20 protein-coding genes are annotated in these 21,037 nt (G+C 65.1%); 17 read left to right on the forward strand and 3 right to left on the reverse strand.

Features of this window, described 5'->3' with window-relative positions; all coding sequences use genetic code 11:
* Positions 1-34: 34 nt before the first annotated feature.
* The 6 genes from GFD32_RS12455 (at position 35) to GFD32_RS12480 (ending at position 5,085) form a co-directional block, all read left to right on the forward strand.
* Complete coding sequence (locus GFD32_RS12455; RefSeq protein WP_163576937.1) at positions 35-769, forward strand: phosphodiesterase; 735 nt, start codon at positions 35-37, stop codon at positions 767-769.
* Positions 770-885: 116 nt separating this feature from the next.
* Positions 886-1,875 (forward strand): sulfate adenylyltransferase subunit CysD, encoded by a 990-nt coding sequence (gene cysD, locus GFD32_RS12460; RefSeq protein WP_163576938.1) that lies wholly within the window; start codon positions 886-888, stop codon positions 1,873-1,875.
* Between the two features lie 204 nt (positions 1,876-2,079).
* Positions 2,080-3,504 carry a sulfate adenylyltransferase subunit CysN gene (cysN, locus tag GFD32_RS12465; RefSeq protein ID WP_163576939.1) on the forward strand — a complete coding sequence of 475 codons (1,425 nt, stop codon included), beginning with the start codon at positions 2,080-2,082 and terminating at the stop codon, positions 3,502-3,504.
* Between the two features lie 234 nt (positions 3,505-3,738).
* The gene (locus GFD32_RS12470) at positions 3,739-4,413 is read left to right on the forward strand and encodes a zinc metallopeptidase (RefSeq protein WP_163576940.1); all 675 of its coding nucleotides are present in this window, start codon (positions 3,739-3,741) and stop codon (positions 4,411-4,413) included.
* A gap of 173 nt (positions 4,414-4,586) precedes the next feature.
* Complete coding sequence (locus tag GFD32_RS12475; RefSeq protein WP_163576941.1) at positions 4,587-4,829, forward strand: DUF4160 domain-containing protein; 243 nt, start codon at positions 4,587-4,589, stop codon at positions 4,827-4,829.
* Complete coding sequence (locus tag GFD32_RS12480; protein WP_163576942.1) at positions 4,810-5,085, forward strand: DUF2442 domain-containing protein; 276 nt, start codon at positions 4,810-4,812, stop codon at positions 5,083-5,085. The genes GFD32_RS12475 and GFD32_RS12480 overlap by 20 nt, the downstream gene beginning before the upstream one ends.
* Positions 5,086-5,136: 51 nt before the next feature.
* Here GFD32_RS12480 and cmoB read toward each other — a convergent pair whose 3' ends face one another.
* Together cmoB and cmoA are read right to left on the reverse strand one after the other, a co-directional pair.
* Entirely contained in the window at positions 5,137-6,132 is a 996-nt protein-coding gene (cmoB, locus tag GFD32_RS12485; protein ID WP_163576943.1) for a tRNA 5-methoxyuridine(34)/uridine 5-oxyacetic acid(34) synthase CmoB, read from the reverse strand.
* On the reverse strand, positions 6,129-6,896 hold the full coding sequence (gene cmoA / locus GFD32_RS12490; RefSeq protein ID WP_163576944.1) for a carboxy-S-adenosyl-L-methionine synthase CmoA: 768 nt from the start codon (positions 6,894-6,896) through the stop codon (positions 6,129-6,131). The genes cmoB and cmoA overlap by 4 nt, the downstream gene beginning before the upstream one ends.
* A gap of 82 nt (positions 6,897-6,978) precedes the next feature.
* Here cmoA and pgi point away from each other — a divergent pair, with 82 nt between their 5' ends.
* From pgi to GFD32_RS12545, 11 genes are all read left to right on the forward strand, one after another.
* Entirely contained in the window at positions 6,979-8,643 is a 1,665-nt protein-coding gene (gene pgi, locus GFD32_RS12495; RefSeq protein WP_163576945.1) for a glucose-6-phosphate isomerase, read from the forward strand.
* A 39-nt stretch (positions 8,644-8,682) separates the two neighbouring features.
* Positions 8,683-9,318 carry a YqiA/YcfP family alpha/beta fold hydrolase gene (locus GFD32_RS12500; protein WP_163576946.1) on the forward strand — a complete coding sequence of 212 codons (636 nt, stop codon included), beginning with the start codon at positions 8,683-8,685 and terminating at the stop codon, positions 9,316-9,318.
* Positions 9,315-11,195, forward strand: a complete 1,881-nt coding sequence (gene parE, locus GFD32_RS12505; RefSeq protein WP_163576947.1) for a DNA topoisomerase IV subunit B — start codon at positions 9,315-9,317, stop codon at positions 11,193-11,195. The genes GFD32_RS12500 and parE overlap by 4 nt, the downstream gene beginning before the upstream one ends.
* 89 nt (positions 11,196-11,284) lie before the next feature.
* Complete coding sequence (gene parC / locus GFD32_RS12510) at positions 11,285-13,546, forward strand: DNA topoisomerase IV subunit A (protein ID WP_163576948.1); 2,262 nt, start codon at positions 11,285-11,287, stop codon at positions 13,544-13,546.
* Positions 13,547-13,695: 149 nt separating this feature from the next.
* Entirely contained in the window at positions 13,696-14,919 is a 1,224-nt protein-coding gene (gene serB / locus GFD32_RS12515) for a phosphoserine phosphatase SerB (protein WP_163576949.1), read from the forward strand.
* Between the two features lie 65 nt (positions 14,920-14,984).
* Positions 14,985-15,245 (forward strand): TIGR02647 family protein, encoded by a 261-nt coding sequence (locus tag GFD32_RS12520; protein WP_320416218.1) that lies wholly within the window; start codon positions 14,985-14,987, stop codon positions 15,243-15,245.
* A gap of 596 nt (positions 15,246-15,841) precedes the next feature.
* The gene (locus GFD32_RS12525) at positions 15,842-16,702 is read left to right on the forward strand and encodes an ion transporter (protein ID WP_163576950.1); all 861 of its coding nucleotides are present in this window, start codon (positions 15,842-15,844) and stop codon (positions 16,700-16,702) included.
* 127 nt (positions 16,703-16,829) lie between these two features.
* Positions 16,830-17,018 (forward strand): hypothetical protein, encoded by a 189-nt coding sequence (locus GFD32_RS12530; RefSeq protein ID WP_163576951.1) that lies wholly within the window; start codon positions 16,830-16,832, stop codon positions 17,016-17,018.
* Positions 17,005-18,711 carry a 2-isopropylmalate synthase gene (gene leuA / locus GFD32_RS12535; RefSeq protein ID WP_163576952.1) on the forward strand — a complete coding sequence of 569 codons (1,707 nt, stop codon included), beginning with the start codon at positions 17,005-17,007 and terminating at the stop codon, positions 18,709-18,711. Before GFD32_RS12530 ends, leuA begins: the two co-directional genes overlap by 14 nt.
* A gap of 172 nt (positions 18,712-18,883) precedes the next feature.
* Entirely contained in the window at positions 18,884-19,606 is a 723-nt protein-coding gene (locus GFD32_RS12540; RefSeq protein WP_320416219.1) for an AzlC family ABC transporter permease, read from the forward strand.
* Positions 19,603-19,917 carry an AzlD family protein gene (locus tag GFD32_RS12545; RefSeq protein ID WP_163576953.1) on the forward strand — a complete coding sequence of 105 codons (315 nt, stop codon included), beginning with the start codon at positions 19,603-19,605 and terminating at the stop codon, positions 19,915-19,917. The genes GFD32_RS12540 and GFD32_RS12545 overlap by 4 nt, the downstream gene beginning before the upstream one ends.
* Before the next feature lie 3 nt (positions 19,918-19,920).
* Here the strand turns inward: GFD32_RS12545 and epmB are convergent, their stop codons facing one another.
* Positions 19,921-20,961, reverse strand: coding sequence for an EF-P beta-lysylation protein EpmB (gene epmB / locus GFD32_RS12550; RefSeq protein WP_163576954.1), 1,041 nt, complete (start codon positions 20,959-20,961; stop codon positions 19,921-19,923).
* Positions 20,962-21,037 lie beyond the last annotated feature (76 nt).

The raw sequence follows: 21,037 nt of genomic DNA on the forward strand, positions 1-21,037 counted from the left end.
CGTGAATGAGTCGTTCTGACGAGATGTTGCCCTGATGCGACTGGTCCAGATCACCGATTGCCACCTGCATGCCGACCCTGGTGCACGTTCCCGGGCGGGTTTTCCGTTGCGTCAGCTCGAACGCGTGGTGGAGGCCGTCGCGGGCGAGCGCCCCGATATCGTCCTGGTCACCGGCGATGTCAGCCAGGACGAGACGCCGGCTTCCTACCAACTGGCTGAGCGCATCCTGTCGCGGCTCGACTGCCCCTGGTCGTGGTTGGCCGGCAACCACGACGATCCCGAGCTGATGGCGGTGGTGCGCGAGTGCCAGTCGGAAATCGACCTGGGCGGCTGGCGCCTGCTGCGGCTCGATACCCGCGTGAGTGGCCAGCCCCACGGCGAACTGGGCGATACGCAGCTCTCGACGCTGGGCGAACGCCTGGCGGCGGACGACCGGCCGACGCTGATCGCCATGCACCATCCGCCGCTGGCCGTTGGCTCGCAATGGCTGGATGCCATTGGTCTCGTGGATCGTGAAGCGCTGTGGCAGACGCTCGCCGCCCATCCCCAGGTCCAGGTCATTCTGTGTGGCCACATCCATCAGGCCTTTGCCAGCCGGCAGCGCTGTGGCGAGGGCCGGGTGGCGGTTTACGGCTGCCCCTCCACCACGGACCAGTTCCTCGCCGGCTCGGCGGAGTTCGCCATCGATGAGGCGTCGCGGCCTGGCTATCGCGTCGTCGACCTGTATGGCGATGGTTGGCTGACATGGGTGGAGCGGGTGGAGCTGTAGCGCCCAAGTATAGCTATTTTGCCTAAAAAGATAGGCAATCATTCTTTCATGTTATTACCGCTCCAGCGTACCCTGTGCGCAGATTCTCCATTCTGCCATGCGAGGTACACGGGCCGATGACCAGTCTCCATGCTCCTGCGCGACACGCCGCGACTCGTGAACCGGCCGTTCGGGCGGCTAGTGCCGAAACCAGCGCCATCAGCCCGCGGCGGATGACGCATCTGCAGCAGCTCGAGGCCGAGTCGATCCACATCATTCGCGAGGTGGCCGCCGAGTTTTCCAACCCGGTGATGCTCTACTCCATCGGCAAGGACTCCTCGGTGATGCTGCATCTGGCGCGCAAGGCCTTCTACCCCGGGCCGCCGCCGTTTCCGCTGATGCACATCAACACTACCTGGAAATTCCGCGAGATGATCGAGTTTCGCGACCGCATGGCAGCGGAATCGGGCATGGAGTTGATCGAGCATATCAACCGGGAGGGCGTCGAAGCGGGCGTCAATCCGTTCGACCATGGCTCGAGTGCCTACACCGACGTGATGAAGACCCAGGCGCTCAAGCAGGCGCTGGACGAGTACGGTTTCGATGCGGCCTTTGGCGGGGCGCGGCGCGACGAGGAAGCCAGCCGGGCCAAGGAGCGGGTGTTCTCGTTCCGCGACAAGCACCATCGCTGGGATCCCAAGAACCAGCGCCCCGAGCTGTGGAATCTCTACAACGCGCGGGTGAAGAAGGGCGAGTCGATTCGTGCCTTTCCGCTCTCCAACTGGACCGAGCTCGATATCTGGCAGTACATCTACCTGGAGCAGATCCCCATCGTACCGCTCTACTACGCCGCCCCGCGGCCGGTGGTGGAGCGCGACGGCATGCTGGTGATGGTGGACGACGAACGCATGCCGCTGGAACCCGGCGAAGTGCCGGAAAAACGCTGGGTACGCTTCCGCACCCTGGGCTGCTATCCGCTCACCGGCGCGGTGGAATCGAAGGCGGCCACCCTGCCCGAGATCATCCAGGAGATGCTGCTGACCCGCACCTCGGAACGCAGCGGGCGGGCCATCGATCACGACCAGGCGGGGTCGATGGAGAAGAAGAAGCGCGAGGGGTATTTCTAACGCGCCGGAGGCGCGTTAGAAAGCCGGAAGCTAGAAGCTCGAAGCTGTAAGAACCACAAAGGCGGATTTCTGCTGGTTTTCGGCGAGCTTCAGCAATGCAGGCCATCGGCAAGGCTCTCCAACGAAAGACATCGGCTGCGAAGCTGGAAGCAGGTGGATTTCTTCCAGCTTACGGCTTACAGCTTACAGCTAGGGGCTCTGGCAATGTCACACCAGTCCGCATTGATCGCCGACAACATCGAGCAGTACCTGCGCGAGCACGAGCAGAAGGATCTGTTGCGCTTCATCACCTGCGGCAGCGTCGACGACGGCAAGTCGACGCTGATCGGGCGATTGCTGCACGACTCCAAGATGATCTTCGACGACCAGCTCGCGGCGATCACCCAGGCGTCGAAGACCAGCGGTACCACCGGCGACTCGGTGGACCTGGCTCTGCTGGTGGATGGGTTGCAGTCGGAGCGTGAGCAGGGCATCACCATCGACGTGGCCTACCGCTTCTTCTCCACCGACAAGCGCAAGTTCATCATCGCCGACACCCCGGGGCACGAGCAGTACACCCGCAACATGGCCACCGGCGCTTCCACGGCGAGTCTCGCCATCATTCTGATCGACGCACGCTACGGGGTGCAGACCCAGACCCGGCGGCACAGCTTCATCTGCGATCTGCTGGGCATTCAGCACCTGGTGGTGGCGGTCAACAAGATGGACCTGGTCGACTACTCCCGGGCACGTTTCGAGGAGATCGTCGCCGAGTATCGCGATTTTGCCGAGCAGCTCGCGGTACGCGACATCCGCTTCGTGCCGATATCGGCGCTGGAGGGCGACAACGTGGTCAACGAGAGCGCCGCCATGCCGTGGTTCGACGAGGCCCCGCTGCTCGCCCAGCTCGAGACCGTCGAGGTGGTACGCGACCAGAACCTCGCCGATCTGCGCCTGCCGGTGCAGTACGTCAACCGGCCCAACCTCGATTTCCGCGGCTATGCCGGCACGCTGGAGGCGGGAGTGCTGCGCCCGGGGCAGGCGGTCAAGGTGCTGCCTTCCGGCAAGACCAGCCGCGTCGCGCGTATCGTGACCTACGACGGCGACCTCGAAGCGGCCTTCCCCGGCCAGGCGGTTACCGTGACGCTTGATGACGAGGTCGACGTCTCGCGCGGTGACTGGCTGGTCGCCGAGGATGACGAGGTGTCGCTGGCCAGCGCCTTCGAGGCCGATGTCGTGTGGATGCATGACGAGCCTCTCGAGCCGGGGCGCCAGGTCGATTTTCGCCTGGCCGGCCGGGCTGTGTCGGGGCGGGTGAGCGAGATCCTGCATCAGGCGGACGTCAACACCCTCGAACGCCATTCCGCCGACCGCCTCGATCTCAATGCCATCGCGCGCTGTCGTATGGAGCTGACCGCTGCGGTGCCGCTGGATCGCTATTCGCGCAGTCCCGGCACCGGCAGCTTCATCGTCATCGACCGGCTGACCAATGTCACGGTGGGGGCCGGCATGGTACGCGATGTCCTGACGGAGGAGGCCGACGCCTCCGGGGAAGTCGACTGGGCCGGTTTCGAGATCGAGCTCAACGCTCTGGTGCGCAAGTATTTCCCGCACTGGGAAGCCAAGGACGTTCGCGAGCTGCTGAAGTGATTCACTCGCCGGTTTCGTGGCACGAGGGGCGCCGGGAACCGGCCGAAGAGGAGGTCCGGCGCCAGGGGTGAGGCGCAACGCTCTGAACGGGCTGGCCATGGATGGCCTGCATCGGGCCTGCGAGCGATGCCGTTATCTGCGCTAGCCCTGGCGTTTCTTGTTGTCGGTCATCGCGCCGGAAACCGGCTCTGGTAGGCTGTGTCCAATGACTGGATCTGTCTGGAGCCCCGTTCGATGATCGTGCTGCTGATCGCCTTCTTGCTGGCCGTGTTCCTGCTGCCCAATGCCTGGGCGAAGTGGGTGCTCAAGCGCCATGCCCGTGGGCGCAACGACTATCCGGGCACTGGCGCGGAGCTGGCCGATCATTTGCTGCGTCGTCTCGGCATCGAAGGGGTCGAGGTGGAGCGCAGTGATCAGGGCGATCACTATGACCCACAGGCACGTCGGGTGCGTCTTTCGCCGGAGGTCCACGACGGGCGTTCGCTCACCGCCGTGACCGTGGCCGCTCACGAGGTGGGCCACGCCATTCAGCATCATCAGGGCTATGCGCCGCTGCTCGCCCGCTCGCGACTGGTTGCGGTGGCCCAGCGTGCGGAGAAGATCGGCGCGCTGCTGATGATGGCCGCTCCCTTTCTGTTCATCATCACTCGCCTTCCCGGCGGGCTCGCCCTGGTGGTGGTCGCCGCCGTGATCAGCTTCGGAACCGCCGCCCTGGTGCACCTGGTGACCCTGCCGGTGGAGTTCGACGCCAGCTTCCAGCGTGCCCTGCCGCTGCTCAAGGAGTACGTGCCGCCCTACGACATGCCCGGTGCGCGGCACGTGCTCACGGCTTGCGCCTTCACCTACGTCGCGGCCTCGCTTTCCAGCATCCTGAACCTGGGGCGCTGGCTGGTGATACTGCGGCGTTGATGGCAGTGGCGCTTGTGGTTTGGGTGACGCGATACGATAACATTGTTATCACATCGGGGGAGGGTAGCTCCTAAAGCTTCCGTGAGTACGGGCACAGCAGACCAGAAATGAGGCGGCTTTCCAAAAGCGAATTGACGCTATGCTGTGATCAGATCGACGCATGGAGAGCCTTTATGCCAACGCTTTTGCGGGAAGGCCCTTACCGGTTCTTCTTCTACAGCGATGAAGGCGATCCTCGAGAGCCGCCCCATATTCACGTGACAGCTGGTGAGCAGATAGCGAAGTTCTGGCTGGAGCCCGTTGAGCTACAATCGAGCAAGCGCCTGCGTGCCCACGAGATCAACCAGCTTCGAAAGCTGGTCGAACGGCACCGGGAGGAGTTTCTGGAGGCATGGTATGCACACTTTGAACCTTGAGTCCGAGCCGCTCGCGGTCGACGTGAGCTTCACGGCGGACGCCTTCTGCGTCACGCTGGAAGACGGTCGGGAGCTGTCGATCCCGCTCGCATGGTTTCCCCGGCTGCTGCACGGTACACCGGAGCAGCGCGAGCAGTGGGAACTGATCGGGCGCGGCGAGGGGCTGCATTGGGAAGCTTTGGACGAAGATATCTCCGTGGCTGGCCTGCTCGCCGGGCGAGGTGACCAGACGCGGCGCAGCAAGCCGGCCGCTTGAGCCTTTACGGTTTCTCCTGGCGGCACGAGACACTGGCGACTTACAAAGTTGTCAGGCCCGGTTGGCGATAATCACTGTACGCCGCGGCGCGGGGTAGCCTTCGCGGGTTTGCGTCGGGTCGGCTGGGTCGAGGAAGTCGGCCAGCGACTGGAAGGTCATCCACTCGGTGGCGCGCTGTTCCTCGGTGGTCGTCACCGCTTCGTCGACCACCCGCACGTTGTCGAAACCGCAGCGCTCGAGCCAGCGGCACAGCGCCGCCGACGACGGCAGGAAATAGACGTTGGGCATGGCGGCGTAGCGCTCGCCGGGCAGCAGTACGGTCGTTTCGTCGCCCGCCACGACCAGGGTTTCCAGCACCAGCTCGCCGCCGGGGCGCAGCGCTTCCTTGAGCTGCATGAGGTGCTCCAGTGGCGAGGGGCGGTGGTAGAGCACGCCCATGGAGAAGACCGTGTCGAAAAAGGCGAGCCGCTCCGGCACATCCTCGATACCCACCGGCAGGAAGTGCGTGCGCCCATCGTCGGCGTTGCCGACGAAGTGGCGCAGCGCCTGGAACTGGTAGAAGAAGCGCGGCGAGGGGTCGATCACCAGCACAAAGGCGGTGCCCTGGCCTGCCATTCGCCAGGCGTGGTAGCCGTTGCCGCCGCCCACGTCGAGCACGCGCCGGCCGGCCAGCGGGGCCAGGTGCGGCGCGACGCGCTGCCACTTCCAGTCGGAGCGCCATTCGGTATCGATGTGAATGCCGGCAAGCGAGTAAGGCCCCTTGCGCCAGGGCATGAGTTTTTTCAGCAGGTTCTCGCACTGGCGGCGCTGGCTGTCGGGGAGCTGGCACTCCACCGAGACGGTATCGGCGTCCAGCCGTACCTCGCGCGCCTTGGGCAGCGCCGGAAGCTTGGCCACGGCCTTTTCCCAGGCCGGCAGGTCGCCGTAGCGCTGACGGTCGAGGCCGGCGGCGAGCTGCTCGGGGAGCCGTGCCAGCCAGCGGTCGAGGCCCTGGTCGACGAAGGCGCGGTAGAGCGAGCGGTGCGGCAACGGGCGCTCTCGGCTCATTGGGCCTCCGGTCGTGCGGCGCGGGGCTCCTTGAAGGCGACCAGCGAGGCGAAATTGAGGTACTGGAACCAGGTCAACGAGCGGGCGAAGCCGCCGCGGGCCAGTCGGGCGTGATGGGCATCGAGAGTGTCGGGTACCAGCACGTTCTCCAGCGCCGTGCGTTTCTGGCTGATCTCCAGCTCGCTGTAGCCGTTGGCGCGTTTGAAGTCGTGGTAACGCTCCACGCGCCAGGCGTTGTCGGCTTCGTCGGGGTCGACGATCTTCTCGGAAAGCACCAGTACGCCCCCGGGTTCGAGTGCCTCGTAGAGCGCGGCGATCACGGCATCGCGCTCCGAGGGCTCGAGGAACTGCAGGGTGAAGTTGAGCAGGATCATCCCGGCAGGGCGGTAGTCCAGGTGGCGGATATCGCCTTCGACGACCTCCATGGCGTACTTGGGACACTCGGCGGCGAGTATCTCGCGCGCGCGTGCGACCATGGCCGGAGAGAGGTCGACGCCGGTGTAGCGGAAGGCGTCGGGAGCGAGGCTACCGGCCAGCGCCAAGCCGCCGGCCCCCAGCGAGCAGCCCAGGTCATAGACGCGGGCGCCGTGGCGCAGGTGGCGCCGCGCGATCAGCCCGAGCATGCCGAGTATCTGCCCGTAGCCCGGCACCGAGCGACGGATCATGTCGGGAAAGCAGGCCACCACGCGTTCGTCGAAGGAAAAGCGCGCCATCCGGTCGAGGGGTGTCGAATAGATGGCGTCACGGTAAGATGCATCACTCATGATCGAGCCACGAAAGCGGGAACGGGCGCCATTCTACGCGCGCCGCCGTGCCGCTGCATCCGCCGCTTTCAAGGAGGAGTGAATGATCGACCAGAGCGCCGCCTGGCGTGAGCTCGAGGCCCATGCCGAGACGATGGGCCGGTGTCATCTTGGCGAGCTGTTTGCCGAGGCGCCGCGGCGCGCCGAGCGGTTCACGCGCCGTGCTGCAGGGCTGACGCTAGATCTCTCCAAGCAGCGCTGGTCGGACGAGACGCTGTCGCGTTTGCTGGCGCTTGCCGAATGGGCCGGCGTGCCGGACGCGATTGGCGACCTGCTGGGTGGCGAGCGGGTCAACGTCAGCGAGAACCGCCCGGCACTGCATACCGCGCTGCGCCTGCCGGCCGATGCCAGCCTGGAGGTGGACGGCGAGGATCTGGTACCCAGGGTTCAGTCGACGCTGACGCGCATGGACGACATGGTGTCGCGGTTCCATGCCGGTCAGTGGCGCGGTGCCACCGGTCGCCCCATCCGCGACGTGGTCAACCTCGGGGTCGGTGGCTCCGATCTGGGGCCGCTGATGGTCACTCATGCCCTGGCCGACTACCGGCTCGCGGACGTGCATCGCGTCGAGATCCATTTCGCCTCGACCATGGACGGCTCGCAGCTCGTCGACTATCTGAGTCGCTTCAACCCCGAGACCACGCTGTTCGTGCTCTCCTCCAAGTCGTTCACCACCATCGACACGCTTTCCAATGCGCGTACGGCCCGTGACTGGCTGATGGCGCGACTCGAGTGCCTGGAGGGAGTGGACGGCGATCTGGTGATGCACCAGCACTTCATCGGTGTCTCGGCCAGCCCCGAGAAGATGAGCGAGTGGGGCATTGCACCGGCCAACCAGCTCGAATTCTGGGAATGGGTCGGCGGACGCTACTCATTGTGGGGCGCTATCGGGCTGCCCATTGCGCTGGTGGTGGGCATGGCCAACTTTCGAGCGCTGCTCGCCGGAGCCCATGCCATGGACGAGCACTTCGCCACGGCGCCGCTGGCCGATAACCTGCCGGTGCTGCTCGCCCTGGCGGGAATCTGGAACGTCAATTTCCTCGACATTCGCGCTCACTCCATCCTGCCCTACGACGGGCGCCTGGAATTCTTTGCCGCCTATCTCGAGCAGCTCGAGATGGAGTCCAACGGCAAGTCGGCCACCCACGACGGCCGCCAGGTAGGCTATTCCACCTGCCCGGTACTGTGGGGCCAGCTCGGCCCCAATGCCCAGCACGCCTTCTATCAGCTACTGCACCAGGGCACCCAGCCGGTGGCGTGCGATTTCATCGCCCCGCTGTGCCGCTACGACGACGTGGCCGACGAGGCCACCCGCGAACACCTCAAGTCGCAGCATCGCTTGACGCTGGCCAATTGCTTCGCCCAGTCGCGCTTGCTGATGCTCGGCGACGAGGCCATCGACGAAGAGGGGCCGCGGCCCGGCCACAAGCGCTACCGCGGCAACCAGCCTTCCACCACGCTGCTGCTCGATCGCCTGACGCCGGCCACGCTCGGCGCGTTGATCGCACTATACGAGCACAAGGTGTTCGTGCAGGCGACGATCTGGAACGTCAATCCCTTCGACCAGTGGGGCGTCGAGCTCGGCAAGCAGATTGCCGGCGAGACCGAGCGCATCCTGTCGAGTCATTCCGGCCACGAACGCATGGATGCCTCTACGCGGGCCCTGGTCGAAGCGGTGTGGCTGGCGGAGAGCGGCGGTGATGACTGAATGGCAGGGAGTGCTGGCAATGCATACAGGGTATTGGGTATGCTGAGTGCGCCGTTGCAGACACAGCGGGCCACTGGCGTGCTCTATCTTCACGGCTTCAACAGCGGCCATGGCTCCCCCAAGGCAGCCTTGATGCGCTCGGCCTGCGCCGAGCTGGCGTTGCCCTGCGCCACGCCACAGCTTCCACATTGGCCGCAAGCGGCGCTCGCCCTGGCCGAGGCCAGGCTCGCCGAGCTGGGGGCTTCGCCGTTGCTGGTGGGCAGCTCCATGGGCGGTTTTCTGGCCACCTGCCTGGCCGAGCGTCACGATCTGCCGGCGGTGCTGATCAATCCGGCGGTGCAGCCGGCCGCGCTGGTGGCCGAGTGGATCGGCGAGGCGTTCGTCAACGACTACACCGGCGAGCGCTTCACGGTCACGGAGGCGCACCGTCGGGAGCTCGAAGCATTGACGCCGCTGCGGGTCGAGTCCCGACGCTATTTGCTGTTGCTGGGCACCGCCGACGAGACGCTCGACCCGGTCCATGCCTTTGCCTGCTATCGTGGGGCGCGCTGTGCGATCCACCCTGGAGGCGACCACGGCTTCTCCGTCTTGGCGACCTATCTGCCGGCGATTCTTGCTCACGGCGGCCACGGTTTGGCTGCCGGCTGCATCACCCATCAGGAAAACGACGCATGACGCAATACAGTGCCAGTTCGATCGAGGTGCTTTCCGGCCTGGAGCCGGTGCGCAAGCGCCCGGGCATGTACACCGACACCAGCCGCCCCAACCATCTGGTCCAGGAGGTGATTGACAACAGCGTCGACGAGGCGCTGGCCGGCCATGCCGATAAGATCACCGTACGCCTGCACGAGGATGGCGGCATCGAAGTGGCCGACGACGGCCGTGGCATGCCCATCGACATCCATCCGGAGCACGGTGTCTCCGGCATCGAGCTGATCCTCACCCGGCTGCATGCCGGCGGCAAGTTCTCCCAGTCCAGCTACCGTTTTTCCGGCGGTCTGCATGGTGTGGGCGTATCGGTGGTCAATGCGCTGTCGAGCCGCCTGGAGGTGGAAGTGGTGCGCGACGGCAGCCGCCACGCCATGGCCTTCGAACACGGCGAGAAGGTCGCCGAACTGGCCGTGGTGGGCAGCGCACCCAAGCGAGCCACTGGCACTCTGGTGCGCTTCTGGCCCGACCTCAGCTACTTCGACAGCCCCAAGCTCGCCATGGGGCGTCTCAAGCACCTGCTGCGCGCCAAGGCGGTGCTCTGTCCGGGGCTCGAGGTGCTACTGGTGGATACCGATGGCACTGAGAGCACATGGCAGTACGCCGACGGCCTGCGCGACTATCTGGCTCAGGCCACCGACGGCTTCGAGGTGTTGCCGGCCTCGCCGCTGGTGGGCCACTTCGCCGACGACGAGCATGGTGTGGACTGGGCGATCCAGTGGCTGCCCGAAGGCGGCGAGCCGCTGCTGGAGAGCTACGTCAACCTCATTCCCACGCCTCAGGGCGGCACCCACGTCAACGGTCTGCGCTCGGGGCTGCTCGAGGCGTTGCGCGAGTTCTGCGAGTACAGAAGCCTGCTGCCGCGGGGCGTCAAGCTCACCGCCGATGACCTCTGGGAGCGCGTCAGCTACGTGCTCTCGGTGAAGATGCTCGACCCGCAGTTCGCCGGCCAGACCAAGGAACGCCTCTCCTCGCGCACCGTGGCAGCTTTCGTCTCCGGGGTGGTCAAGGACGCCTTCTCGCTGTGGCTCAATCACCACGTCGATCAGGCCGAGGTGCTGGCCGAGCTGGTCATCAGCGCCGCCCAGCGCCGTCAGAAGAGCGCCAAGAAGGTGGCGCGCAAGAAGGTCACCTCGGGCCCGGCGCTGCCCGGCAAGCTCGCCGACTGCTCGGGCCAGGATCCGGCGGCCAGCGAACTCTTCCTGGTGGAAGGCGACTCCGCCGGCGGCAGCGCCAAGCAGGCGCGCCACCGCGAAACCCAGGCGATCCTGCCGCTGCGCGGCAAGATACTCAATACCTGGGAGGTGGAGCCCCACGACATCTACGGCTCCCAGGAGGTGCACGACATCGCCGTGGCCATCGGCATGGATCCGGGCAGCAGCGACCTTTCCAAGCTGCGTTACCATAAGATCTGCATTCTCGCCGATGCCGACTCCGACGGCCTGCACATCGCCACGCTGCTGTGCGCGCTGTTCGTGCGCCACTTCCCGGCGCTGGTGGATGCCGGCCACGTCTTCGTCGCCATGCCGCCGCTCTACCGCATCGACCTGGGCAAGGAAGTGCACTACGCCCTGGACGAGAGCGAGAAGGCGGCGATCCTGCGCCGCCTCGAGGGCAAGCGCAGCACACCCAATGTTCAGCGCTTCAAGGGGCTGGGCGAGATGAGCCCGCTGCAGCTGCGCGAAACCACCATGGCTGCCGACACCCGACGCCTGGTGCAGCTCACTCGCGAGGTCGGTGACGGCACCCTGGAGATGATGGACATGCTGCTGGCCAAGAAGCGCGCCTCGGATCGCAAAAGCTGGCTGGAGGACTACGGCAATCTGGCGGATATCGAAGTCTAGCCCCTTCGGGGAGCTGTAAGCTCATCCAGAACGTTTCGTGCGGGCACTTCCCGTGAATTTTCCATGATGGCAGATAGGGCCCCGAACCCATGACCATGGATATCCAAGTCGCGGAGGGCGACGTCGAGCGTCTCTCGCTGCGCGAATACACCGAGAAGGCGTACCTCGACTACTCGATGTACGTCATCCTCGACCGTGCCTTGCCGCATATCGGCGACGGCATGAAGCCGGTCCAGCGGCGCATCGTTTACGCCATGCGCGAGCTGGCGCTGAACGCCAACGCCAAGTACAAGAAGTCGGCGCGTACCGTCGGCGACGTGCTGGGCAAGTTCCACCCTCACGGCGACAGCGCCTGCTACGAGGCGATGGTGCTGATGGCCCAGCCGTTCTCGTATCGCTACCCGCTGGTGGATGGCCAGGGCAACTGGGGCAGCCCCGACGACCCCAAGTCGTTCGCGGCGATGCGCTACACCGAAGCGCGCCTCTCCAAGTTCAGCGAGGTGCTGCTCAGCGAACTCGGCCAGGGCACCGTCGACTGGACCCCCAACTTCGACGGCACCATGAACGAGCCGGTGGTGCTGCCGGCACGCCTGCCTCACGTGCTGCTGAACGGCGGTACCGGCATCGCCGTGGGCATGGCCACCGACATTCCGCCCCACAACGTGGGCGAGGTGGTCGAGGCGACCTGCCACCTGCTGCGCCACCCCGAGGCCACTACCGCCGATCTCGTCGAATTCCTGCCGGCGCCGGATTTCCCCACGGCCGCGGAGATCATCACGTCGCGCGCCGACCTGCGCAAGGTCTACGAGAGCGGCCGCGGCTCGGTGAAGCTGCGCGCTCGCTACGGCCTCGAAGAGGGCAATGTGGTGATCACCGCACTGCCTTACCAGGTGAGTGGGGCCAAGGTGCTCGAGCAGATCGCCGCCCAGATGCAGGCCAAGAAACTGCCCATGGTGGCGGACCTGCGCGACGAGTCGACCCACGAGGACCCCACCCGGCTGGTGATCGAACCGCGCTCCAACCGGGTCGATATCGAGGCGCTGATGGCGCACCTGTTCGCCACCACCGACCTCGAGAAGAACATTCGCGTCAACCTGAACGTCATCGGCCTCGACGGCCGGCCGCGGGTGATGCCCCTGCCGGACATGCTCGGTGAGTGGCTCTCCTTCCGCCGAACCACGGTACGCCGACGCCTGGAGCACCGCCTGGGCAAGGTCGAGGACCGCCTGCACATCCTCGAAGGGCTGCTCGCTGCCTATCTCAACATCGACGAGGTGATCCGCATCATCCGCGAGGAGGACGAGCCCAAGGCGGCGTTGATGGCCACCTTCGGGCTCTCCGATCGCCAGGCCGAGGCGATCCTCGAACTGCGTCTGCGCCACCTCGCCAAGCTCGAGGAGATGAAGATTCGCGGCGAGCAGGACGCTCTGGAAGCGGAGCGCAAGCGCCTCGCGGCCTTGCTGGGCAGCGAGGCCAAGCTGACCAATCTGATCGAGAAGGAGCTGCGCGCCGCCGCCAAGGATTACGGCGATGCGCGACGAGCGCCGCTGGTCGAACGCGAGGAGGCACGGGCGCTTTCCGAGGTCGAGCTGCTCGGCGCCGACCCCATCACCGTAGTGCTCTCCGAGAAGGGCTGGATCCGCAGCGCCAAGGGGCACGAGATCGACCCGGCGGGGCTCTCTTACAAGGCCGGTGATCGCTTCCACCTCGCTGCCCGCGGCAAGACCAACCAGCCGCTGGTGCTGCTCGACGACACTGGCCGCGCTTATACCTTGCAGGCTCACAACCTGCCCAGTGCTCGCAGCCAGGGCGAGCCGGTCACCGGACGGGCCAACGTGGTGGCCGGGGCCCACATGGCTGGAGTCATGCTGGCCCCGCCTTCCACCCGTTACCTGCTGGCCTCTGATGGCGGCTACGGTTTCGTGGCGTGCCTCGAGGAGCTCACCGGCAAGAACAAGTCGGGCAAGGCGGTGCTCAGCGTGCCCAAGGGATGCAACGTGCTGCCGCCGCTCAGGGTGCCGGAAGGGGAGGGCGTCAGCGTGGCGGCGGTTTCCAACGAAGGACGGCTGCTGGTCTTCCCGCTCGACCAGCTTCCCGAGATGGCCAAGGGCAAGGGCAACAAGATGATCGACATCCCCGGGGCTCGTGCGGCGCGTCGCGAGGAGTTCGTGCGCGATCTGGTGGTGCTGCCGATGGGGGCGGCACTGGTGGTGCATGCCGGCAAGCGCCACCTGACCCTCAAGGCCGGCGATCTGGACTACTACCGCGGTGAACGCGGCCGGCGCGGCAGCAAGCTGCCGCGTGGTCTGCAGAAAGTCGACCGCTTGTCCCCGGCTTCGCCGGGAGCCTGAAGAGCGGCGCTACGCGTCTGGAAGCTTGAAGTCCCCGGCTTCGCCGAAAGCTGTAAGCTTTAAGCCGTAAGCTGTAAGAAAAAAAATGCCTATCAGGGGGTTACTTACAGCTTATAGCTTACGGCTTACAGCTCATTAAAGGGGTTGCAATGACACGACGACTGCTGATCCGCGCCACCGGCGCGGCACGACCCGGCCAACTGGCCGGCCTGGGCCAGGCCATGGCGCGGAGCGGGGCCCGGCTGCTCGATATCAACCAGAGCGTGACTTTCGGCATGGTGTCGCTGGAAGCGCTGGTGGGGCTCGAACGGGACGCCGAACTCGAGACCGCCCTCTCGGCGGTGGGTGACGAGCTGGGGCTCGATGTCCAGGCCATCCAGGTGAGCGCCGAGGAGTACCAGCGCTGGAGCGTGCAGGCCAGCCAGCCGCGGCTGATTCTGACCTTGCTGGCACCGCATCTGCCGGCAGGAATCCTCGCCGAGGTAGGCGCGCTCACCGCCGGTCATGGCCTCACCGTGGAGCTGATCCACCGCCTCTCCGGTCGCGAGCCGCTCGATGGGGGGGTGGCGCAAGAGAACGCCCAGCCCCGCGGGTCTTGCGTGGAGTGCTGGTTGCGCGGCGAGGAGGTCGACCTCGACGCCCTGCGCGAAAAGGCACTGGCGCTGGGTGCCATGCATGGCGTCGACATCGCCATCCAGGAGGATTCCATCTGGCGTCGCCACCGTCGTCTGGTCTGCTTCGACATGGATTCCACCCTGATCCAGACCGAGGTGATCGACGAGCTGGCGCGCCGCCATGGCGTCGGCGAAGAGGTGGCTGCGGTCACCGAGCGCGCCATGCGCGGCGAGCTCGACTTCCAGCAGAGCTTCCGCGAGCGCATGGCGAAGCTCCGCGGGCTCGACGAGTCGGTGCTGGCCGAGATCGCCGAGAATCTGCCGCTGATGGATGGCGTCGAGCGGCTGATGCACCACCTCAAGCGGCTGGGCTACCGCACGGCGATTCTCTCCGGCGGCTTCACCTATTTCGCCCGCCACCTGCAGGAGAGGCTCGGCTTCGACGAGATCCACGCCAACGAACTGGTCATCGAGAACGGCAAGGTGACCGGCGAGGTGGCCGAGCCGATTCTCGACGCCGACCGCAAGGCGCTCCTGCTGCACGAGATCGCCGCCCGCGAGGGGCTCGCCATGGAGCAGACCATTGCCGTTGGCGACGGCGCCAACGACCTCAAGATGCTCGCCGCCGCCGGGCTCGGCATCGCTTTCCGTGCCAAACCGCTGGTGCGCAGCCAGGCGCGTCAGTCGATTTCCACCCTGGGCATCGATGCCGTGCTGTACCTGATGGGCTATCGCCAGGGGGATCTGGAGGAAGTGTAACCGTGCTGGCGTCCGGCCGGTGTCTGACGTACCTTCGGGAAAGCCCACCCGACCCGGAGGTCGCCATGACCCAAGTGCGCTTCACCCCCGAACGGCTCGACGAGCTCAACCTGCTTTGTCTGTTCAACCTCGATACCACCCAGGAAGGCCTCAAGGTGCATGCCGGCAGTGCCCCGGCGGAGGCCGTCGACGCGGCTTCGCGGCTGCACGCCAAGGGCCTGCTGACCCAGGCCGACGGTGGTTACCTGACGTCGCTGGGGCTGGATGCGGCACGCCACGCTCAGGACCTGTTGCGTATCCTCACCGCTCCGGCGCTGACCACCTGACCGGCATTCGCCACCCCGGGCATGATTCAGGTCATGCCCGCCAATGGTGCAGTAGTCAGTTGAGAATTTGATGCAGGCTGGTTTTTTGTTTTCAATATCATGAAATTCAAAGGTTTTTCTGTTTTGATGCATCCGGTTTCGTTAATTTGCGCACTGCGTCGCGCTGGGGCATGATCAGGTTTCACCAAAAAACGGGAGAAACCCCATGTCAATTCACCAGCTCGCCATCGAACCCAATAGCGAAATCTTCAGTCATTGGGTTTCACACGCCCTGGCTCAGCGAGCGGCGCACGATGCCATCGTCGCCTTCATGGGCTGATCGGCCGATTAGAGTCATGATCGACCAGGGATGGTCGCTTCCCCTTCCCGAAACGCCTGATCTCCTTTCTCTTCGCTCGCCACCATCCCGGCCCATGGCCATGCCGTTCTATCTGTAAGTCTCCCGAGGGCGCTTGGTCACCTGGAGTGAGGGTTCGTGCTTCTCTCATGCATGCTACTATCGCGCCGTTTTCTGTCGTATCGGCGTAGCGGCGTTTTCGTTCGTCTGCTGCGCCATTCGGTCCCCGGATACAGCCAGCTGTGAGACTGTCGCATCCATGAGTACCTCTTTCGTCACTTGGCGCGAGCGCTTCGAGCGGCTGCGCTCGAACAAGCTCTTCGAGTTGACGGTGATCGGCATCATCGTCGTTTCGGCACTGCTGATCGGTGCCAAGACCTACGAAGATGAAATCGGTCCCTTCCAGCAGTGGCTGCTGATGCTGGACGTGGCGATCACCGTATTCTTCCTGGTGGAGATCCTCATCCGCATGGCGGCGGAGCGGCGCCTGCGCGACTTCTTCCGCCGGGGCTGGAACGTCTTCGATTTCCTGATCGTCACGGCCAGTCTGATCCCCATGGACGACTCCGAGATGGTGCTTCTGGCGCGGTTGCTGCGCATCTTCCGGGTACTGCGTCTGGTGTCGATGATACCCGAGCTGCGCATGCTGATCGCTGCGCTGTTCAAGTCGATCCCGCGCATGGGCTACGTGGTGCTGTTGATGTTCATCATCTTCTACATCTATGGCGCCATTGGCAGCTTCCTGTTCTCGGATGTCGATGAATTCCTGTGGGGCAACATCTCGATTTCCATGCTCACCCTGTTTCGCATCGCTACCTTCGAGGACTGGACGGACGTCATGTACGCCACTCAGGAGGTCTACGCCTGGAGCTGGATCTACTACCTCACCTTCATCTTTCTGACGGCCTTCATCTTCCTGAACATGATGATCGGCATCGTGCTCGACGTGATGCAGAAGGAGAACCTGGCGATCGAACTGGAGAGCGGTGAGGGAGAGGCTGCCGAGCTGCACGGTCTGCGAGACGACGTGCGCTCGCTACGCAGCCAGCTCGACCGCATGGAGGCGTCGCTTGCCTCGCGTGAGGTCCCTTCCGGAGTTGACAAATCCGGCCAGGGCTGATTCTCTAGAGGTATGAATCCGACAGCGTACCGCCTCGATCTAGACCTACGACTACTAGCCCGCCGCTGAGCGCGCCGGGCGATGCGTACCGCATTGCCCACTGTCCAGGTTTCATCGAGGTCGTACCATGTCTGCCAACACCGATCACCCCATGACCCATTCCGCTTTCGTCACTGCGCCTGTCGTGCGCCGTGCAGCGGGCAACAATGCCGACATCGACTTCGCCCCGCCTGGCCAAGCCTGGCGGGGCGAAGTCGTTTCCGACCTTTCCCCCTCGACTCGCATTCCGGGAGACCGCCGCCATGATGCTCGATAACCCTGCCGACAAGTACCGTCCCTTCGTTGCCGTCGATTTGCCCGACCGGCAGTGGCCCAATCGGCGCATCGAGGTGCCGCCGCAGTGGTGCAGCGTCGATCTGCGCGACGGCAACCAGGCGCTGATCGATCCCATGGATCTCGAGCGCAAGCAGCGCTTCTTCGATCTGTTGGTGAAGATCGGCTTCAAGCAGATCGAAGTGGGCTTTCCCTCGGCCTCCCAGACCGACTTCGATTTCGTTCGCTCGCTGATCGAGCAGGAGAGGGTTCCCGACGACGTCAGCATTCAGGTGCTGACTCAGGCGCGCGAGCACCTCATCGATCGCACCTTCGAGGCACTCGAGGGCGCCAAGAACGCCATCGTGCACGTCTACAACGCCACCGACCCGGTGTTCCGCCGGGTGGTGTTCAACGTCGACAAGGATGAGTGCGTGCAGATCGCCGTGGAGGCCACCGAGCAGATCCGCAAGCGCATGGCGGCAGCGCCGGAAACCAACTGGACCTTCCAGTACTCGCCCGAGCTGTTCTCCACCACCGAGTTGAACTTCGCGGTGGAGATCGTCGAGGCGGTGATGGATACCTTTGCACCGAGCGTCGATGCGCCGATGATCGTCAATCTGCCGGCTACCGTGGAGGTCGCCACACCCAACCACTATGCCGACCAGATCGAGTGGTTCTGCCGCCAGGTCAAGCATCGCGATAGCCTGATCGTCAGCCTGCACCCGCACAATGATCGCGGTACCGGCGTGGCCGCGGCCGAGCTGGGGATCATGGCCGGGGCCGATCGTGTGGAGGGGACGCTGTTCGGCAATGGCGAGCGCACGGGGAACGTGGACATCGTGACGTTGGCCATGAATCTCTATACCCAGGGCGTGCACCCGGAGCTCGACTTCTCGAACATCACGCCGATCATGCGCGAGGTGGAGCACTGCAATCAGCTGCCGGTGCATCCGCGGCACCCGTATGTCGGTGACTTGGTCTTCACCGCGTTCTCCGGCTCCCACCAGGATGCCATCAAGAAGGGCATGGCCGAGCGCCGCGCCAACCCCGAGGCGATGTGGGAAGTTCCCTACCTGCCCATCGATCCCATGGACGTGGGACGCAGCTACGAGGCGGTGATCCGCGTCAACAGCCAGTCCGGCAAGGGAGGCGTCTCCTACCTGCTGGAGCAGGAGCACGGCATCGAGCTGCCGCGCCGGCTTTCCATCGAGTTCAGCCAGGTGGTACAGGAGGTCGCCGACCGCACGGGTAAGGAGATCACCTCGCGGATGATCTATCAGGCTTTTGCCGACGAGTACCTCGATCAGAACGAGCCCTTCGCACTGGTCGGCCATCGCCTCTCGTCGGAGCCCGACAGCCCCCGCGTGCACCTCGAGGCGCAGATTGCCCAGAACGGCGAGCGACGCACCATCCGCGGCGAGGGCAACGGGCCGCTGGCAGCCTTCGTGCGTGCGCTGGCTGCCGAGGGACAGGACGTGGAGATCATCGACTATCACGAACACTCCCGCGGACAGGGCGCCGACGCCGAGGCGGTCGCCTACGTGGAAGTGCGCATCGACGGCGAGGCGGTGTTCGGCGCCGGCATCGACGAGAGCATCACCACCGCCTCGATGAACGCGGTGATGAGCGCCATCAACCGCAAGCTCTCCACCCAGGCGCCGGCGGCCAACGTCACCGCCGAGACCCTCGTCTGACCGACTGCGCCGATCAGCAGCTACAAGCTTCAAGCCATATGAACGCCCCCAAGGTTTCCTGCCTTGGGGGCGTCAACTTACAGCATACTGCTGGCACCGATGCGCACGCCTTGCTTGTCTTTGTGGCTCTGTTTGTTTTTTGTCGATGCTACCGGCATGAGTTCGTAATGCCATGATGTCAAAGGAAAAACATGTCCGGCTGGATGCCAAGGGAACCTGGCGGGGCATTCGCATGATGCTGCCGCTGGCCGCCTTCACGGTGGCGTTCGGTCTGGCTTTCGGGGTGGCGGCCGTCCATCGGGGGTTGGCCGACTGGGAGGCGATGCTGATGAGCCTGTTCGTGTTCGCGGCACCGTCGCAGTTCGCGGCACTGGAGCTCTGGCATCCGCCCTTGCCACTGCTGGCATTGGCCGCGGTCACCCTGGCCATCCATACCCGTCACATGCTCATGAGTGCCGCGCTCTATCCGTGGCTCGAGCCGCTGCCGAGGCACCAGCAGTTCGCCATGGTGATACTGCTGACCGACTCCAACTGGGCCATGGCGCTGGGCGAGTATCACCGTGGCGAACGCAATCTCGGCATCCTGCTGGGCGGTGGCATTGCGCTCTGGAGTGCCTGGGTGGTGGGCACGGGGGTAGGGTTGGCGTTCGGGGGCGGGATCACCGAGCCGGAGCGTTTTGGCCTCGACGTCATCATGCTCTGCTTCCTGCTGATGATCGTGGTCGGCGGCAATCCGCGTGCCGTGATGGCGTTGCCGTGGCTGGCGGCGGCGGCCAGTGCGTTGATGGCGTATTGGTGGTTGCCGCCCTACTTGCACGTGATGGTCGGGGCACTGACCGGTGGCGTATTGGCCGTGATGCTGCCGGGGCGCTGGTTCGGTGCGACCGCTTCATGAGTGCGTCGGTGTCGTGGCAGTCGCTGGTGGCGATTGGCCTCATGGTGGCCATTGCCTATGGGTCGCGCGTGGTGGGGTTGCTCATCATGTCGTACGTGCCGCTGGGCATCAGGGTGCGTCGCTTCATCGACGCCATGTCGAGCTCGGTTCTGATCGCCGTGATCACACCGATGATCGTGCATGGCGATGGCGGTACCAGGTTGGCGGCGCTAGCCGCCGGCGGTGTGGCGATCGCCTGGCGAAATCCGCTGCTGGCCATTGCATTGGGGATGGCCAGTGCGGCGCTGTGGCGATGGTGGTGGAGCGGGTAGCGGCTATAGCGGTGTCTTGCTCGCTTCGCCGGGAATCTCCCTGACCAGCTTTGGCACCAGGAAGCCCGGCAGCACCTCCCTGAGGCTCGCAACCAGCTTGCGGGCTTCAACGTCGGGGACATCGAAATGCGCGGCGCCGGCCACCGGGTCGAGCACGTGCAGGTAGTAGGGCAGAACGCCGGCCTCGAAGAGTCGCTCGGAGAGCGCGGCCAGGGCATCCACCGAGTCGTTGACGCCGTGCAGCAGCACGCTTTGATTGAGCAGGGTCGCCCCCGCCTCTTTCAGTCTGGTACAGGCAGCGATCATGGCGTCGTCGATCTCGTTGGCGTGATTGACGTGCAGTACCACCACCTTCTGCAGGCGAGTGTCGGAGAGCCAGTCGAGCAGGCCGGCGTCGATGCGGTCGGGGATCACCACCGGCAGGCGCGTGTGAATTCTCAGGCGCTTGAGGTGGGGAATGGCGTCGAGTCGCGCGACGAGCCAGGCGAGCTGGCGGTCGCTGGCGGCCAGTGGGTCGCCGCCGGAGAGGATCGCCTCGTGGATCGAGGGGTCGTTGCGCAGGTGCTCCAGGGTCTCGTCCCACTGGGCCCGAGAGGGGGCGTTGTCGTCGTAGGGGAAGTGGCGGCGGAAGCAGTAGCGACAGTTCACCGCACAGGCAGGGCTGGCAATGAGCAGCACGCGTCCCGCGTATTTGTGGATCAGCCCGCGGGCCGAAGTATGCGCGGCTTCATCGAGGGGGTCGGCTACGTAGCCCGGCGCAGGCTGGGCCTCCTCGCTCAGGGGCAGAACCTGGCGCAGTAGCGGGTCGTGTGGGTCGCCGTGGCGCATGCGGGCCAGAAAGGCTTCCGGCACGCGCACCTCGAAGAGTCGGTGGCCCGCTTCGGCGCCGGGCAGCCATGCCGGATCGAGCCCCAGCCTTTGGCACAGCGCGTGAGGGTCGCGAAGCGCGCGAGCGAGCTGGCTTTGCCAGTCGGGCGTCACGGCCAGCGGGATGGCGTCCCGCTGGCGTGCTCGCTGCAAATCGGCGGGGCTTCGGGTTATCATGCAGTCCACCAGTCAATGTTGGCGAGTTCGTTCTCGCCGAATGTCACCTCATGCGCGCCCCCGATCGGCATCGGGG

It is taken from the genome of Halomonas faecis, assembly GCF_010993975.1.
Taxonomy (GTDB): domain Bacteria; phylum Pseudomonadota; class Gammaproteobacteria; order Pseudomonadales; family Halomonadaceae; genus Halomonas; species Halomonas faecis.